Annotated in this window: 13 protein-coding genes; 4 read left to right on the forward strand and 9 right to left on the reverse strand. The window is 72.1% G+C overall.

Annotation, left to right across the window (positions count from 1 at the left end; translation table 11 throughout):
* Positions 1–163: 163 nt before the first annotated feature.
* Positions 164–736 carry a DinB family protein gene (locus tag ACQPZ4_RS32710; RefSeq protein ID WP_433044116.1) on the forward strand — a complete coding sequence of 191 codons (573 nt, stop codon included), beginning with the start codon at positions 164–166 and terminating at the stop codon, positions 734–736.
* Here the strand turns inward: ACQPZ4_RS32710 and ACQPZ4_RS32715 are convergent.
* The 3 genes from ACQPZ4_RS32715 to ACQPZ4_RS32725 are packed head-to-tail and all read right to left on the reverse strand — an operon-like array spanning position 733 to position 4,035.
* On the reverse strand, positions 733–1,329 hold the full coding sequence (locus tag ACQPZ4_RS32715; RefSeq protein WP_433044119.1) for a TetR/AcrR family transcriptional regulator: 597 nt from the start codon (positions 1,327–1,329) through the stop codon (positions 733–735). The genes ACQPZ4_RS32710 and ACQPZ4_RS32715 overlap by 4 nt on opposite strands.
* A gap of 13 nt (positions 1,330–1,342) precedes the next feature.
* Positions 1,343–3,484: a YhgE/Pip family protein gene (locus ACQPZ4_RS32720; protein ID WP_433044122.1), complete on the reverse strand. Its 2,142-nt coding sequence runs from the start codon at positions 3,482–3,484 to the stop codon at positions 1,343–1,345.
* Complete coding sequence (locus ACQPZ4_RS32725; protein WP_433044125.1) at positions 3,481–4,035, reverse strand: ATP-binding cassette domain-containing protein; 555 nt, start codon at positions 4,033–4,035, stop codon at positions 3,481–3,483. The genes ACQPZ4_RS32720 and ACQPZ4_RS32725 overlap by 4 nt, the downstream gene beginning before the upstream one ends.
* A 100-nt stretch (positions 4,036–4,135) precedes the next feature.
* Between ACQPZ4_RS32725 and ACQPZ4_RS32730 the strand changes: the two genes are divergently transcribed.
* On the forward strand, positions 4,136–4,726 hold the full coding sequence (locus tag ACQPZ4_RS32730; RefSeq protein ID WP_433044128.1) for a CopG family transcriptional regulator: 591 nt from the start codon (positions 4,136–4,138) through the stop codon (positions 4,724–4,726).
* Between the two features lie 347 nt (positions 4,727–5,073).
* Here ACQPZ4_RS32730 and ACQPZ4_RS32735 read toward each other — a convergent pair whose 3' ends face one another.
* On the reverse strand, positions 5,074–5,358 hold the full coding sequence (locus ACQPZ4_RS32735) for a hypothetical protein (protein ID WP_433044131.1): 285 nt from the start codon (positions 5,356–5,358) through the stop codon (positions 5,074–5,076).
* A gap of 372 nt (positions 5,359–5,730) precedes the next feature.
* A complete protein-coding gene (locus ACQPZ4_RS32740; RefSeq protein ID WP_433044134.1) occupies positions 5,731–6,612 on the reverse strand; it encodes a LysR family transcriptional regulator in 882 nt (293 codons plus the stop codon).
* A gap of 89 nt (positions 6,613–6,701) precedes the next feature.
* Between ACQPZ4_RS32740 and ACQPZ4_RS32745 the strand changes: the two genes are divergently transcribed.
* Entirely contained in the window at positions 6,702–7,919 is a 1,218-nt protein-coding gene (locus tag ACQPZ4_RS32745) for an MFS transporter (RefSeq protein ID WP_433066749.1), read from the forward strand.
* A gap of 4 nt (positions 7,920–7,923) precedes the next feature.
* On the opposite strand, the gene ACQPZ4_RS32750 is transcribed toward ACQPZ4_RS32745, so the two are convergent.
* Both ACQPZ4_RS32750 and ACQPZ4_RS32755 read right to left on the reverse strand, forming a co-directional pair.
* Entirely contained in the window at positions 7,924–8,472 is a 549-nt protein-coding gene (locus ACQPZ4_RS32750) for a DUF305 domain-containing protein (RefSeq protein WP_433044137.1), read from the reverse strand.
* Between the two features lie 1,169 nt (positions 8,473–9,641).
* The gene (locus ACQPZ4_RS32755) at positions 9,642–10,493 is read right to left on the reverse strand and encodes an aminoglycoside phosphotransferase family protein (RefSeq protein ID WP_433044140.1); all 852 of its coding nucleotides are present in this window, start codon (positions 10,491–10,493) and stop codon (positions 9,642–9,644) included.
* Between the two features lie 19 nt (positions 10,494–10,512).
* On the opposite strand from ACQPZ4_RS32755, the gene ACQPZ4_RS32760 reads away from it, so the two are divergent.
* Positions 10,513–11,298: a phosphotransferase gene (locus ACQPZ4_RS32760; RefSeq protein WP_433044143.1), complete on the forward strand. Its 786-nt coding sequence runs from the start codon at positions 10,513–10,515 to the stop codon at positions 11,296–11,298.
* On the opposite strand, the gene ACQPZ4_RS32765 is transcribed toward ACQPZ4_RS32760, so the two are convergent.
* Both ACQPZ4_RS32765 and ACQPZ4_RS32770 read right to left on the reverse strand, forming a co-directional pair.
* On the reverse strand, positions 11,279–12,280 hold the full coding sequence (locus ACQPZ4_RS32765) for a LacI family DNA-binding transcriptional regulator (protein WP_433044146.1): 1,002 nt from the start codon (positions 12,278–12,280) through the stop codon (positions 11,279–11,281). The genes ACQPZ4_RS32760 and ACQPZ4_RS32765 overlap by 20 nt on opposite strands.
* Before the next feature lie 114 nt (positions 12,281–12,394).
* Positions 12,395–15,799, reverse strand: coding sequence for a galactose-binding domain-containing protein (locus tag ACQPZ4_RS32770; protein WP_433044149.1), 3,405 nt, complete (start codon positions 15,797–15,799; stop codon positions 12,395–12,397).
* Positions 15,800–16,049 lie beyond the last annotated feature (250 nt).

Below are 16,049 nucleotides of genomic sequence, written 5' to 3' on the forward strand. Positions count from 1 at the left end.
CGGGCCGCCCCAGGAGCGCCGGTCTGACGTCCCCGGCCGCGACCGCCTCGCGCAGCGCCTCGACGCCGGCCCCGGCGGTGGGCGAGAGCAGCACCCGGCTCACCGCCCGCATGACGTCCGGCCGCGTCGCCGGGGCGGGGCCGGGCGTGGGAGGCTGGCGGGCATGACCAAGGAGCACCTGCGCCACTATCTGCAGACCGCCCGGGAGAACCTGGTCTGGAAGATGGAGGGGCTCGGGGAGTACGACGTCCGGCGGCCCATGGTGCCCACCGGCACGAACCTGCTCGGCCTGGTGAAGCACTGCGCGTCCATCGAGTCCGGGTACTTCGGCGTGACGTTCGGGCGGCCCTTCCCCGAGGCGATGCCGTGGCTCGCCGACGACGCCGAGGTCAATCTCGACATGTACGCCACCGCGGACGAGTCGCGGGAGGACATCGTCGGGCTGTACCGCCGGGTCTGGGCCCACGCCGACGCGACCATCGAGGCGCTCGACCTCGAGTCGCGCGGCCGGGTGCCGTGGTGGTCGCCGGACGACCCGGGCGTGACGCTGGGCCAGATCCTCGTGCACGTCATCGCCGACGTCGAGCGGCACTGCGGGCAGGCCGACATCCTGCGCGAGACCATCGACGGCGCCGTCGGGTGGCGGCCGGGCAAGGACAACCTCGCGTTCACCACGGCCGCGGAGTTCAAGGCCTTCCACGATCGGATCGAGCAGGCCGCCCGCGACGCGTCCTAGATGCCGACGCGGGCTCGGATGACCGCGACCAGGGAGTCCTGCACGGACTCCAGGGTGCGGTCCGGCTCGAAGACCAGCCAGTCGACCGCGACCACGAGACACACCCCGAACAGCGCCGCGGCGGCCATGCGGACGTCGAGGCCGGCGTCGAAGTACCCCTCGTCGGCACCGCGGCGCAGGACGTCCGCGATGACGCCGACCGCCTCGTCGCGCAGCAGGTGCAGGGTCTGGTGCCACTCGCGGTTGGTGCGCCACATCTCCGACAGCAGCAGCTGCGCGAAGGAGCGGTGCCGCTGGATGTACGCCAGCTCCGCCCGGATCAGGCCCACCGCCTGCTCCGGCGGGGTGTCGGCGGCGGCCACGGCGGCGCGGAAGTCCGCGGTGAGCAGGCCCACGCCGTGCCGCAGCAGGGCCTCGAACAGCGCGTTCTTCGAGGGGAAGTTGTAGTACACCGTCCCCTTGGCGACCCCGGCCGCGACCGCGATGTCGTCGACCGTGGTGGCCGAGAAGCCGTGCTCGGCGATCAGCTCCATGGCCGCGTCGTACAGGCGCTGCCTGGTGTCGTCGCGGCGGCGGGTGCGACCGTCGGGCACGGCTTGTGGCTCCCTACATGACCAGGTCCGGGTGGAGCTTGGCCGGGGTGAGCCGGCGGCCGCGCCACGCCGCGAGGGTGGTCAGGGCGAAGGCGGCGGCGGCGAACCCGGCCAGGACGAGCGCTCCGGTGACCACCGTACCGCCCGGGCCCCCGTTGACGAGGTGCCGCAGCCCCGACACCACGTACGTCATCGGCAGGAACGGGTGCACCGCCTGCAGGAAGCCCGGCGTGGTCTCGATCGGGTACGTGCCGCCCGACGACGTCAGCTGCAGCATGAGCACCGCGAGTGCGACGAGCCGCCCGGCCGGGCCGAGCCGGGCGCCGAACCACTGGATCAGCGCCGTGAACGCGACCGCGGTCAGGCACAGGAACCCGTACATGCCCAGCGGATGCGCCGGGTGCAGGCCGAGCGCGAAGCGGACCACGAGGAACAGCGCGGTCGCCTGCACCACCCCGATGAGCAGCGCCGGCAGCCAGCCCGCGAGCGCCACCCGCCACGGGGCGGCGCCGGAGACCACGTGGCGGCGGGTCAGCGGGCGCAGCACCATGTAGCTGATCATCGCGCCGACCCACAGGGCCAGGCCGAGGAAGTACGGCGCGAAGCCCGCCCCGTACGTGCTCGCCGGATGCTCCGTCTCGCGGTCCAGCGCCACCGGGTCGCCGAGGACGCCGGCCCGTTCGGCGCGGGTGTCCGGGTCGTACCCGGGGATCTTCCCGGCCCCGTCGGCCAGCCCGTCGGCGAGGCGGGTGGCCCCGGCGCCGAGGTCGGTCAGGCCCGCGGCGAGGCGGTGGCCGCCGTCGGACAGGGTGCCGAGGCCGGTGTCGAGCTGGCGGGCCCCGGACGACAGCCGATACAGCCCGCCGTTGAGGTCCTTCGCCCCGTTCACGGCTTCTCCGGTACCGGTATGCAGCCGGTCCGCCCCGCCCGCCAGCTGGTCGAGGCCGCTCGCGAGCTGGTCGACCTGGGCCCGCGCGGCGGCGACGTCGTCGGCCAGGTGCGGGGCGGCCTGCGCGACCTCGCGGGCCGTCTTCGCCACCGCCTGCATCTGGGTCCGCAGCTGGTCGAGGTCGCCGGTGCCGAGCCGGGTCTGCAGCTGCTGGGCGGCCTTGGCGGCGGCGTCGGCGGCCTGCACCGCGGCCCGGTACTCGGCGCTGTCCGTGATCTGCGGGTACTGCTCCCCCAGCTTCTCCAGATTGGCCCGGGTCGCCGCGGTCTGCTGCGCCGCGGTCTTCGCGAGGCCCGGCAGCGCGTCGAGGTGCTGCAGGATCAGGTCGGCCCCGTCGGCGATGGCGGTGGCGGCGTTCGCGATCAGCTCGGCGTTGTCGCGCAGCACCGGCTCGACCTTGTCGGCGGCGGCGTCGACCTTCCCGGCGAGCAGGCGCCCACCGGCGGCGGCCTGCGCGGTGCCGTCCGCGAGCTGGGCCGCGCCGGCGTCCAGGGCGACCAGCCCGTCGTACAGCTGCTGCGAACCGGCGGTCGCCTGCGCGAGCCCGTCGTCGAGCTGCCCCGCCCCGCCGTGCGCCCGGTCGATGCCGTTGCTGAGGTCCCCGGCCCCGCCCTTGGCGTCGGCCGCGCCGGAGGCCAGCTGGGAGGCGCCGGTCGCGGCCTGCTGGGTCTGGCTCTTGAGGTCGGTGAAGCCGATGAGCATCCGGTCGAAGTAGCCGCGCGCGGCGGTGCTCGACGCGCTGGCCCGCACCTCGGTGAACACGCTGCGGGACAGCTGCCCGGACAGGTAGTTGGTGGCGTCGTCGTTGACCACGCTCAGCTGCCCGCGGGCCGGGTCGCGCTCCGGGTCGGGCGGGGTGACGAGCGAGGCCGAGAAGTCGGCGGGGATGGTGAAGATTATCTGGTACCGCCCGTCCTCCAACCCCCGCCGCGCCTGCTCGGCGGTCGCGGGCTGCCAGCCGAACACGTCGCGGTGCTGCAGCTCGTCGGCGAGGTCCCGGCCGGCGTTGAGAGTACTGCCGTCCTGCGCCGTCGCCGGCTTGTCCGCGTTCACGATGGCGACGGGGATGTGGCGCATGTTGCCGTACGGGTCCCAGAACGCCCACAGGTACAGCGCGCCGTACAACAGCGGAATCAACGCCAGCACGACCAGCGCCGCGATGGTGATCGGCGCGCGGAGGAACCGCCGCAGCTCGAACAGGTTCATGCCGCACGCTCCGTGACCACGACCGCCGGGCCGCTCTCGCGCAGGGTCTTCTCCAGCACCGTTCGCTCCACTTCGGACAGTCCATTGTCGACGTCGTCGACGAGGATGACGCCCGGCTCGCCGACCAGGGCCAGGGCCAGGCACAGCTGATGCGCGCCGAGCCGGTCGAGGTCCCGCCCCAGCGCCTTCGGATCCAGCGGTACGTCCCGCAGGTGCTCCAACGCCTGCCGCCGGCGCCGCCGCAGGTTCCACGAGGCCCGCCCGAGCAGCACCAGCCGCTCCTCGACGTGCTCGGCGACGCTCAGCCCCGGCTCGGGCTCGTTGACCCCGGCCACGAACCCGAGCGCCGCCGGCGCGCTGCGCGTCACGGTGCCCTCGGTCGTGCGGAAGTACCCGGCGAGGGCCAGCAGCAGCGAGGTCCGCCCGCTCCCGGCCGCCCCGTCGAGCGCCACATATTCGCCGGGCTCGACGCGCAGGTCGACGCCCCGGAACACCCACCCGCGCCGCGTGCGCGCCCCGAGCCCCTCGGCGACGAGGACTGCATCCCCCACGACAGCCTCCAAATCTTGTACTGACCAGTCAGTCTAAAAACATGTGGCGCCTCAGCGCTATTCCTTGCGTCACTAACCCCAATGGGGTTACATAAGGGTCATGACAATCGTGCGCGTCGACGTGACGCTTCCCGACGAGTTGGCGGCGGCCCTGGAACACTCCGGCGTGCCCGTCTCGGCCCTGTGCGAGCGCGCCCTGGAACAGGCGGTCCGCCGCGCGAACGCCCTGCGCGCCGGCCCCGTGGACGACGCGGCCCTGCCGCACTGGACCGCCCGCGCCCGCACCGCGCTCCGTCTCGCCGCCGCTCGAACGGATGCCCCCGTGACCACCGCGGACCTGCTGCACGGCCTGCTCACGGAGGGCGCAAACTTGGGCGTACGACTGCTGCCGGCTCTGGGCCTGGACCAGGATTCGCTGCAGGCCGACCTGGCGGCGGCCCCGGCGGCGGAGGACGACACGGCGGGCTGGTCGGGCCCGGCGGCCGCGGCGCTGGAGCTGACCCTGGCCGAGGCGACCCTGCTGGGCCACAACTACGTCGGCGGCGAGCACCTGCTGCTGGGCCTGCTCGCCGAGCCGGACGGCATCGCGGGCCGGATCCTGCGCGGCCGCGGCGCCGACCTGCCGTCCGCCCGCGCGGCGGTCACGACGGCCCTGGCCGGATTCGCCCATGCCCGCGCGACGAGCGCTTGACCCGCTCGCGGGCGCGCTGCTCTACCTGGCGCTGATCCTGCCGCTCCTGCTGCGGTAACGACATGTCGGGCGCTCCGCGCCACGACATGCTCGGATTTATCGCCCGGCGGGCGGCAAGTCGGACAGATCTTTTTTGTTGGTATTTCGCGGCGCCCGGGTAGTCCTCCCCGCATGCCGTTTCCAGCAGGCGGTGGCCTTCAGCCGGCGGGTGCAGGCGGCGCCCGCCGGCCCTCCCCACCGCAGGTTGCGAGCCCGCGCGCGAGGGGTCGTACTCAGCGGGCACAGGTGCCCGCCGACCCACGCCGCCGCGAGGCACGCACCGTGAGCCCGCGCGCGAGGGGTCGTGTTCAGCGGGCGCAGGCGGCGCCCGTCAGTGTGAAAGCGCGCGCCGGCTGGCGGCGCCGCTGGTACACGGCGCTCACCATCGCGAGCGCCCAGCGCATCCGCGCCACGGCCACCTCGGGGTGGTCACCGAACTCCCCTGCCACACACGCCGCGCATCCGCGGCTGCCGAACCGCGCGAAGGACTCCGCGACGGCCCTGCGCACCTCGACCGCGGCCGGCAACTCCGACGACTGCACGCTGGAGACGAACAGCGCCTCGGCGCGCGCGATCGCCAACACGTCGGGCATCTCGCACCTCCCTGGAACGTTCACCCTGCTCACACCGTAGGAAAACGGCGTGCCGAGCCGCATCCGGGACGCACCCCGGCCGGTCCCCGAGGACCGGCCCTGAGCCGACCCTTGAGATCCGCGCGGAACGGATCGGCCCCGGCTGGGCGGGGAGCGCGCACGCCCGGGACCTCTTCCAGTAGAGCACTCAACGTGACTCGATGATCACTCAGGTCGCCTTTCCGACCCCGACCGACCTGCTCTGCGCCGTCACCTGCCCCGTACCCGTCCGTGCCGCGATCACGCGTGACCGGCCGCACCCCGGCCCGGCGCGACGGTGCGCGGCCGGTCGCCGACCAGACCGCCGCCGTCCACCCCGGGGCCGGCGCACGATCACGCGCGGTACGCGTCCACGAGGTCCAGCAGCGCCCGGATCGCCGCGCTCGGGCGCCGGGTCGAAGCGGTGGCGACGGCGAACGTCCAGCGCAGGTCCGTGCCGATCGGGCGGATGCGCAGGCCGGGCCCGTCGGGCGCCGCGAAGCGCGGGATGAGGGCCACCCCGAGACCCTCGCGCACGTACTGCCGGACCGTCGCGATGTCCGCCACCTCCAGGGCGACCCGGCGGCGCAGCCCGGCGGCGGCGAACCCGCGGTCGACCTCGGAGCGGTTGCCGTACCCCGGCGGAGAATCGACGAACGGCTCGTCGGCCAGGTCGGCCAGGGTGAGCGTGTCCCGCCCCGCGAGCGGGTGCGCGGCCGGCAGGACGGCCACGATGGGCTCCGCGGCCAGGGTGCGCACCGACAGCCCGGCGGGCGCCCGGCCCGACAGCGACAGGAAGGCCACGTCGAGCTCCCCGTCGAGCAGGCTCGCGGCCAGCCCCGCCGAGCCGGTCGGGGCCGCCCGCAGGCGCAGGTCCACGCCGGGGTGCTCGGCCCGGTACCGCCCCAGCAGCCCCGGCAGGTCCACGAACCCCACCGAGATCAGCGTCCCGATCCGCAGCGCCCCGCGCAGGCCCCCGCGCACCTCGGCCACGGCGTCCCGCGCGGCCTGGGCGGCGTCGATCGTGGCGCGGGCGGCGGGCAGCAGCGCGGCCCCGGCGTCGGTGAGCTCGACCCGCTGGGAGCTGCGCTCGAAGAGCTTGGCGCCGAGCTCGCGCTCCAGGGCGCGCACGGCGGCGGAGACCCCGGACTGCACGACCCGCAGGCGCTGCGCCGCGCGGGTGAAGTTGCGCTCCTCGGCGACCGTCACGAAGTACACGAGATGCCGCAGCTCCATGGCGAGCATCATCGCATTTGGTGATGGTCGCGAGCACGAAGATTCGTTGGCGGTGCTGATGCCGGCGAGCGACAGTGCACCTCGTGACCATGCTCCTGTCGCGCCCCGCGGCGCCCGAGACCACCCGCAGCCGTCGAATGAGTCATGAACAGGGGTTCTGGGCGATCGCGCTCGCCTTCGCCGTGTCGCTGGCGTTCACCGTCGTGCCGACCCCGCTGTGGGCGCTGTACCAGCGGCACGACGGGTACTCCACGATCGGCGTCACCATCGCCTTCGCCGCCTACGCGTTCGGCGTGATCGTCAGCCTGTTCCTGGCCGGCCACGTCTCGGACTGGCTGGGCCGGCGCCGGGTGCTGCTGCCCGCGGTACTCCTCGAGGCGCTCGCCGCGGTGCTCTTCCTCACCTCGACGTCGTTCACCGTGGTCGTGGTGGCCCGGCTGGTGACCGGCCTCGGCCTCGGCATGATCACCGCGACGGCCACGGCCCAGCTGTCCGAGCTGCACGCCAAGGCCCGCCCGCACGCCGGCCGCGCCCGCGGCGACCTCGTGGCGACGGTGGCCAACCTGGGCGGCTTCGCGTTCGGCCCGGTCGTGTCGGGCCTGCTCGCGCAGTACGTGTCGGCGCCGCTGCGCACCCCGTACCTGGTCTTCCTGGTCCTGCTCCTGCTCGCGGCCCTGGCGGTCGCCCTGGTGCCGGAGACGGTCGCGGTGTCGTCGCGCCGGTACCGCCCGCAGCGCGTCGGCGTCCCCGCGGCCGCCCGTCCCCGCTACTTCGCGGCGGCGACCGGTGCCTTCGCCGCGCTGTCGGTCCTGGGCCTGTTCACGTCGCTGGCGCCCGCGTTCGTGGCCGGCACGCTGCACCACCCGTCCCGTGCCCTCGCGGGTGCCGTGGCCTCGCTGGTCTTCGCCTCCGGCGCGGTCACCCAGGTGCTGCTGCGCCGCCGCTCGATCCGCGGCCAGCTCGCGACCGGCCTGACCCTGATCGTCCTCGGCCTGGCCGCGGTCACGGCCGCCGTGTGGGCCGAGTCCCTGGCCGTCTTCCTGGCCGGCGGCGTGCTGGCCGGCGCCGGGGCGGGCGCGCTGCTCAAGGGCGGGATCTCCACCGTGGTGGACCTGGCCCCGGCCGGCATCCGCGGCGAGGCTCTGGCCGGCCTTTTCCTCGGCGGGTACCTCGGGCTGGCGGTCCCCGTCCTGGGCCTGGGCATCCTGACGCAGCTGGTGAGCGCGCCCGTCGCCCTGCTGGGCTTCGCCGCGGCCATCACCGCGCTGGTGGCGCTCGTCGCGCGCCCGCTCCTGCGCCGGCGGTGAGCCGTCACTTCGGCAGCCGGGCGCTGGCACCTCCCCGGGTGTCGGCGACCTGCCGCGCGAGCGCCTTGACGGTCGGGCTGGTCCCGTTGGCGATCTCGGACCCGGCCAGGTTCTTGAGCTGATCGAGGTGCTCGCGCAGCGTGTCGACGGCCTGCCGCTCGAACTCGGCCCCGCTGTTCTGCTGCAGCGTGGCGAGCCGGTCGGTGTCCACGAGACCGGGCATCTTGTGGCCCTTGTGCGGGTTGTCCTTGGGCAGCCCGGCCTGGTCGGAGAGGGCGCGCAAGCGGGGGAGCTCCTGGTCGTACACGCCGTGCAGCTCCCCCGCGAGCTTCACGAGCTCCTGGTCCTGCGCCTTGTCCCGCACCAGATCGAGCACGGGGATGAGCTGTTCGTCCATCGGGATCATGAGCTCGACCCAGGCCAGGTCGGTCCCCCCGAACTCGGTTTGTTGTGATGGTGGCGCCGCTGCGGGTTCTGCGGCTTCCCCGCATCCGGTCAGCAGCGCGACGATGACGGCGAGCAACACGATCGGCCGTGGCGGCGGTCGTCGCATGATGTGGCCTCCTTGCCGGGGCGTTGTGAGCCTGCGGCCGCGGCGTTCCGGGGCGCCCAGAGCCCCGCGGTGGAACGCCGCAACCGCAAGGTCCCGGTGGCGGGGACCCCAACCCGGTCACCGCCACAACGGCACGTACGGGTCGCCCGGCTCTCGACCGGACGACGCCCCCCGGCGCTGCTGGTCGGCGCGCGTGCCCGCCCAGGCACCGCGAACGCTCGGGCAGCCCCCGCCTGGATGACCGACCCGAACGCCCGACTTTCGCGCAACCACCCGCCGGCGGACCCAGTTCAGCCCCCGTCAGGCCCGCTGACCCGCTGCACTGGCCGCCTTCGGGACAACGCTCGACCTCAGGCACCCGATCCGTTGGAGAGCGCTCTCCGCACCACCAGTCTCGCGGCTCCCGCAGGCCGTGTCAACAGGGAGAACGCGGTCTGGAACGCAATCTTGGGAGAGCGCTCTCCAACCCCCGGTGGTCACGGTTCGGCGGTCCAGGCCGTTGGGACTGCCGGGTCCGTCGTGGTCATCATTCGGTGACACAACTCAGGAATCGACTTTTTTTTTGCGATTTCCCTCCTGGACCACCGAATGTCGACCACAACGAACCCGGCTCCCGAATTTACGGTCTGGACCACCGAACGGTGACCAAAGTCGTCACCGGGACCACGCTAATACATTCCGGTCGCCCCGGCGGCCGGGGACCATCGGACGAGGGCACATATGTGGTGCCCATCGGTCGGGTGGAAAAAGCGCAACCCGGACCGATGGGCAACCGCAGAAGTGCCCTCGTCCGATGGTTCGGCCCGCCTATCGGCGGCCCACAGGGTTGGCGTGGTCCCGGTACGACTCTGGTCAAGGTTCGGTGGTCCAGACCGTAGGGGGCTGCCGGGTCCGTCGTGGTCATCGTTCGGTGGTACAACTCAGGAATTTGCGGTATGTGCGATTGTTCGGTTGTCGGATTCGGTCTGTCTGGGGCCTGGTGGGACAATTTCTTTGTGGGGCAGATGTCATTGTTTGGCCGGGCCGAATTGACAGCGATGCGGGACACGACAAGACGCCGGAACTACTCTCCCACCGTTGAGGCATTCCGTAAGGAGCACAAGCGGCACCGCGATTGGGGACTCGCCCAGCGGCATGCCGAGAAGATGCGGCGCCTGCGGGAAGAGCGATCAGCCGTCCAAGCGGACCTGAGCGAGGGCGTGCGCACCGATGGCGTGCATCTCAGCGGTCCCGGAGACATCGGCGGCGATCGCCGCGCCAATGTTGAGGGCCCATCCTCTCCCCCGCTGCCAAGTGTCGTCGTCGACGTCGAGCCCGGCGCGGAAGACCGCTCTGGCGGGACCGTCGAACACGAGCCAGGCCGCGGCGAGGTCGGTGGCCGGGTCGCCGGCGGTGAGGTCGCCGAAATCCAGGACCGCCGACAGCGAACCGTCCGCCCCGGCAAGGAGATTCGCGGGGTGGAGGTCCCCGTGCACCCAGAGCGGCGGGCCGGCCCAGAACGGTACCGCTGCCAGCTCTTTCCACAATGGACGCAAGTCCAGCGGCACGCGGCCGGAGGCGAACCGGTCCGCCATCGCCGCATCGCGGGTGGACAGGGGGACGCCGCGGACCGGATTCGCGGGTGCGTCCACAGGTGCGGGTCGGTGCAGGGTGGTCAGAAATGCAGCCAGCTGCGCGGCGAAGGACCGGCGGGGCGGCACGGGCAGCGCGGCGACCACGGTGCCGGTGAGCCAGGGCGTGATGCTCCACGGGTACGGGTAGTACTCCGTCGCAGCGCCGGCGCGGACGGGTGCGGGGATCGGTACCGGCAAAGCGAATGTCGGCAGCCAGCGCTGCTCGTGCGTGATCAGCGCCGCCGCCACCCGTCGGCGGGGGACGCGGACGGCCAGGTCAGGGCCCAGCCGGAAGATGGCGTTGTCCCAGCCCATCGCGACCGGCGTCAGAGGGCCGTCGAGGTCTGGGTGCTGGTCGCGGATCAAGGTGTGGACCAGAGCGGCGTCCACGGCGATGTCGGCCTCCACCCGCGTAGCATGCCGGATCGTGGAGCACGATGTGCGCGGAGTCGTCCGGCGCAGCGGGGCCGGGATTGCCGGGGACGTGGTCGAGGCGCTCGGGCGGGGGCTGGACAACACCGCCTACCTGGTCGACAAGGTGTGGGTGGTGCGGTTTCCGGCCGATCCCGAGGCCCTTGACGTGACGCGGGAGGCCCGGCTGCTCAACGAAGTTGCCGACGTGCTGCGGGGGATCGTGGCGGTGCCGGAGGCGGTGTTCGCGGCCGAGGGTGCCCTGGGCTATCGGCTGCTCCCGGGTGTACCGCTCATGCTCCGCCAACCCACGCCCGCCGTCACCGGCACGCTGGCGAAGACCCTGGCCGCGCTGCATGCGCAACCCGTTGCGCGGTTCGCGGGGCTGGTGCCGGTCGACGCCGATCCGCCGCAGCTGTGGCTCGAGGAGACGCGGGAGATGGCGGCCGAGCTCGAGCTGCCCGAGGCGGCGCGGTTCCTCGAGCAGGAGCCGCCGGCGGCCGCCGAGCGGCTGGTGTTCTCGCACAACGATCTCGGGGCCGAGCACGTCCTGATCGCGGACGACGCCGTCACCGGGATCATCGACTGGAGCGACGCCGCCATCTGCGATCCGGCCTACGACTACGGGCTGCTGCTGCGCGATCTCGGGCCCGCGGCGCCCCCGATCCCGCCGGAGCTGCGGGAACGAGCGCTGTTCTACGCGCGGTGCGGGCTGATCGAGGACCTGGCGTACGGCGTGCGCGAGTACGTGGAGAAAAGCCGGAAACAGGCGGGCTGGCTGTTCACGCAGACTGGCGGATGACCAGGTTCGGGTCGAAGATGACCGACTCGACGCGCAGGCCCGGGTCGTCGATGCGGGCCAGCACCAGGCGGGTCGTCTCCGCCGCCATGTCCTCCAGGGGGTGGCGGACCGTGGTCAGCTGCGGGCGGGCGTCCAGGGCCGCGCTGGAGTCGTCGAAGCCGATCACCGCGACGTCCTCCGGGACCCGGCGATCCAAGGACCGCAGGGCCATCAGGGCGCCCTGGGCCATCAGGTCGTTGGCGACGAAGACGCCGTCCAGGCTCGGGTGCTCCTTCATGAGCGTGAGCAGGGCGGTCTCCCCCGACTCGTAGGTGAAGCCGCCCTCCGCCGTGGGGAACCAGGCGTGGCCGTGGCGGGCCAGGGCCTGGCGGAAGCCGGTGAGGCGGTCCTGGGAGGCGGGCACGTGGGCCGGGCCGGTGATCATGCCCAGGCGGGTGCAGCCGCGGCCGAGGAGGTGCTCGGCGGCCAGGGCGCCGCCGGCGTCGTTGGCGAGGTCGACGTACGAGATGGGCACCGGCTGGGCGGGGCGGCCGACCAGCGCGGCGGCGATGCCGGCCTCGTAGAGCTGCTCGGGCAGGGTGTCGTCGGGGTGCAGGGAGAGCACCACGGCGCCGTCGGCCTGGCCCTGGCCGAGGTCGCCGACGAGGCGGGTGCGGGCCTCCTGGGTGCCGACGATCTGCAGGGCCAGCTGGATGCCCTTGGGCCGCAGCACGCTCATGACGCCGCCGACGATGCGGCCGAAGAACGGGTCGGCGAAGAAGCGGCCCATGAACGGGTCGTCGTCGTGGGAGACCGAGTCCGACACGACCAGGGCGACGGTGCCGCTGCGGCGGGTGACCAGGGAGCGGGCGGCGCGGTTGGGCACGTACCCGGTGGCGTCGACGGCCTGCCACACGATCTCGTGCAGCTTCGGGTCGACGTTGCGCACGCCGTTGATGACCCGCGAGACGGTCGCGCGGGAGACACCCGCGGCCTCCGCCACATCCTCCAAGGTCGGTCGCCGTTTCTCGGTCACGCTGCTTTATAGCACGACATACGGAAAGCGCTCTCCAGGCAATCTGCCCAGAGAGCGCTTTCAGCCCAAATCAGGTATCAGTTACGAGCGGTAGACCCCGAACTCCCAGAGCGAGTACCCGTAGGTCGTCGCCCGGGTCTGGCCGTTGATCCGCACGTACCGCGCGTTGCCGTTGACGTTGACGTCGTCGAACCCGCCGTCGCCGGCCGCGGTCGAGTAGATCGTCGTCCAGTTGGCGTTGTCGTCGGACGTCTGGATCTGGTAGCCCTTCGCGTACGCGTCCTCCCAGGCCAGGAAGACCTTGTTGAAGGTCTGCTTGGAACCGAGGTCCACGGTGATCCAGGCGGTGTCGACCCACTCGCTGGCCCAGCGGGTCCCGTAGTTGTTGTCCACCGCGTAGGAGGGCAGCTGCGGGCCGTTGGTGCCGGTCGGCTGGTAGCTCGACGCCGTCGCCGTCTTGTTCAGGGCGAGGTTGGTGCCCGGGATCGAGGGCGCCACCACCTTGAACGAGCGGGTCTCGATGCCGACGTTGCCGAAGCCGTCGAACGCGTACACGTAGATCTTCCACACGCCGAGCTTCTCCGGCGCCGTGACCGTGAACGTCGAGCCGTTCTGGGTGAAGTTCACGTTGCGGAAGCCGGTGCCGCCGGTGATGTACTTGTCGCTGGCCATCATGTTGTACCGGATGGTGTCGCCGTTGGGGTCGCTCGCGGCCACGTTGACCGTGAACTGCCCGCCGGCCGGGACCGCCGTCTGGTTGGAGACCGTCATCGCGGTGATCTGCGGTGCGGTGTTGGCCAGCGGGGTACCGGTGTAGGCCTGCTTGAGCGCCCCGTACCCGAGCCGGCGCCAGCCGCCGCCGTAGGTGTTGAGCCACACGCCGCCGAAGTCGTTCTCCAGGCCGTAGTGGAACTCGGTGGCGCCGAGGGCCACGCCCGGGTGCGACTTGATGGCGTTCCAGCTGGCCGTGTAGCCGTCGCGCTTCTGCAGGTCGGTCGGCTCGTTCGGCACCCCGTTGACGTCGTTGGGCACCTCCCACTCGCCGGACGGCCCCGCCTCGGTGACGATGTACGGCTTGGTGTACCCGCCGTTGATCCAGTCCTGCTTGACGTTGCCGATGGCCCCGTAGGAGTTCACGGCCAGCAGGTCCAGGTGCGGCGCGTTCGCCTTGTAGTAGGGCCAGGCGCCGGTGTAGGCGTCGGTCGAGGTGACCGGGTGGTTCGGGTCGGCGGCGTGGATCGCCACGGCGAGCTCGTCGACGAACTTGGCGTACGCCACGCGGCGGGCCTCGACGTCGGCGGCGGACAGGCCGTGGTCCTGCATGGTGAGGATGACCTCGTTGCCGACGTCCCACATGAGCACGCCCGGGTAGTTCTTCAGGGCGTTGACCCGGTTGACGATCTCGGTCTTGGTGGCGTTCTTGTAGGCGGTGTCGTTGACGTAGTCCGCGCCCTGGTTGAGCCAGTGCCCGACGACCACCTTGATGCCCTGCTGGGCGGCCCGGTTGAGCAGCTCCGGGGTGTTCGCGTCGTCCACGCCCCAGGTGCGGATCGTGTTGACGCCCATGTTCTTCAGGTCGCGCATGTACCCGTCGGCGGCCTGCTGCGGCGGCCCGTAGGTGAGGCCCTTGACCTCCCAGTTCGCGCCGTTGACCTGCAGCTGCCAGTTGCCCTGGCTGCCGGTCACCTTGACCACGCTCGCGCCGGTCGGGGTGGCCGGGTCGGTCATCGCGGCCGGCGCGGTGCCGGTCGCCTTGGCCACCGTCACCGAGTCGACGGACAGGACGCCGCCGGAGGTGGTGTTCGGGGTCGGGGTGGTGAAGCCGGCGATCGCGTTGGGCAGCGAGCCGCCGATCGACAGGTCGAAGCGCAGGTAGAAGCCGTGGTGCACGGCGTTGTTCCAGGCCGTGACGCCGACCTGGCTCTCCCGCACGACCCAGGACTGCTTGCCGTCGAGGTAGAAGCGGATCTCCTCGTCGGTCTTGGTCCGGTCGATGACCTGGGTGTACTCGTGGTAGCCGGTCTGGCAGCCGGTGCAGCTGGCCAGGCCCGAGGAGCGGCCGTTGTACTCGCCGCACACGCCGTCGGGCGCGGTGCCGCAGTGCAGGGTCTGCGACAGCTGGCTGCGGCCGTTGACGTCGGTCATGATGTCGGTCTCGCCGACGCCCGGCCAGTTGTTGAAGTTGCCGCGGTACGCCGCGCCGGTGGCCCGGAAGCCCGGCCAGTACCCGGCCGCGTTGGCGACGTCCGGCTGCTTGACGAGCGCGGTGAACTTCACCATCTCGCCGGCGGCGGCCTGGAAGTCGGTGCGCTGGGTCTCCAGGCGGCCGGAGGTCCAGTTGCCGCCCCCGTCGCGGATGGCCTTGATGTTGAGCTTGCCGGCGCCGTCGAGGTACACGTTGGCCGTGCTGTTGCTCGCGGTTTCGACCTCACCGGTGCCCCAGTTGGCCGCGCCGCCCGGGAACTGGGTGCCCGTGCGCATGAGCCAGTTGGCGGCCGACGGGGACGTGTTCGCGCCGCCGTCGAAGGTGTCCTGCCAGACCGTCGTCCAGTTGGTCGGGTCGGGCGAGGAGGAGGTCGGCGGCGGGGAGCTCGGCGGGTTCGACGTCGTCGAGCCGCCGCCCGCGTAGACCTTGAACTCCCACAGCGAGTAGCCGTAGCCGCCGGGGCGGGCGGTGCCGTACATGCGCACGTAGCGGCCGGTGCCGTTCACCGGGATGGTCTGCGTGCCGCCGGTGCCGGTCGTGGTGGAGTACACGTCGGTCCAGGCCGTGCCGTTGGCCGAGGTCTGGATCTGGAACGCCTTGCCGTAGGCGGCCTCCCACTGCAGGACCACCTGGCAGATCGACTGGGACGAGCCCAGGTCCACCTGGATCCACTGCGGGTCGCTGAACGTGCTGCTCCAGCGGGTGCCGGCGTCACCGTCGAAGGCGTACTGCGGCCCGTTGCCCGCGCCCTCCGAGGACGAGGCCGACGCGGTCTTGCCCTGGGCCACGTTCGCCGTGGTGTTGCAGGCGCCGCCGGTCGGGTTCGTGGTGCCGCCGAGGGTGCCGTAGACCTGGAACTCGTACAGCGAGTACCCGTAGCCGGAGCCGCGCACGGTCCCGTACATCCGGATGTAGCGGCCGCTGCCGGTGACGTTCAGCGTCTGCGTGCCGCCGGCCCCGGTCGTGGTGCTGTAGATGTTCGTCCAGTTCTGGTCGTCGGCCGAGGTCTGGATCTGGAAGGACTTGCCGTAGGCGCCCTCCCAGACGAGCTTGACCTGGCTGATCGTGGCGGTCGCACCGAGGTCGATGCGGATCCACTGCGGGTCGCTCCACTGGCTGCCCCAGCGGGTGCCCGCGTTGCCGTCGTTGACGAAGCTCGCCGCGACGTCGGCGGCCTGCTCCGAGGAGGCGGTGACGGGCTTGCCTTGCGAGATCAGGCTGTCGGCGGCGCGCGCGAACGGCGCGACCACGACGGCTACGGCGGCGACGACGGCGAGCACCAGAGCTATGCGCCATCGCGAGGTGAGCAGTTTCCGCCAAGCGGGGACGGAAGTGTGCGCCGGATGCACGAGGGGGCTCCTTGCGGGGTGTGAGGAGTGCGCCGTGGCGGTTTGGAGAGCGCTCTCCGATTGGAGGCAGTGTTGCCCCGCGCTTTCCGCCATGTCAAGGGTTCGCGACCATCCAGGCACCTTCCGGACCTTGACACTCACCCACAAAGGGTCGCAGTCTGGTCACACATCTTGGAGAGCG

It is taken from the genome of Dactylosporangium sp. CS-033363, assembly GCF_050942475.1.
Lineage (GTDB): Bacteria > Actinomycetota > Actinomycetes > Mycobacteriales > Micromonosporaceae > Dactylosporangium.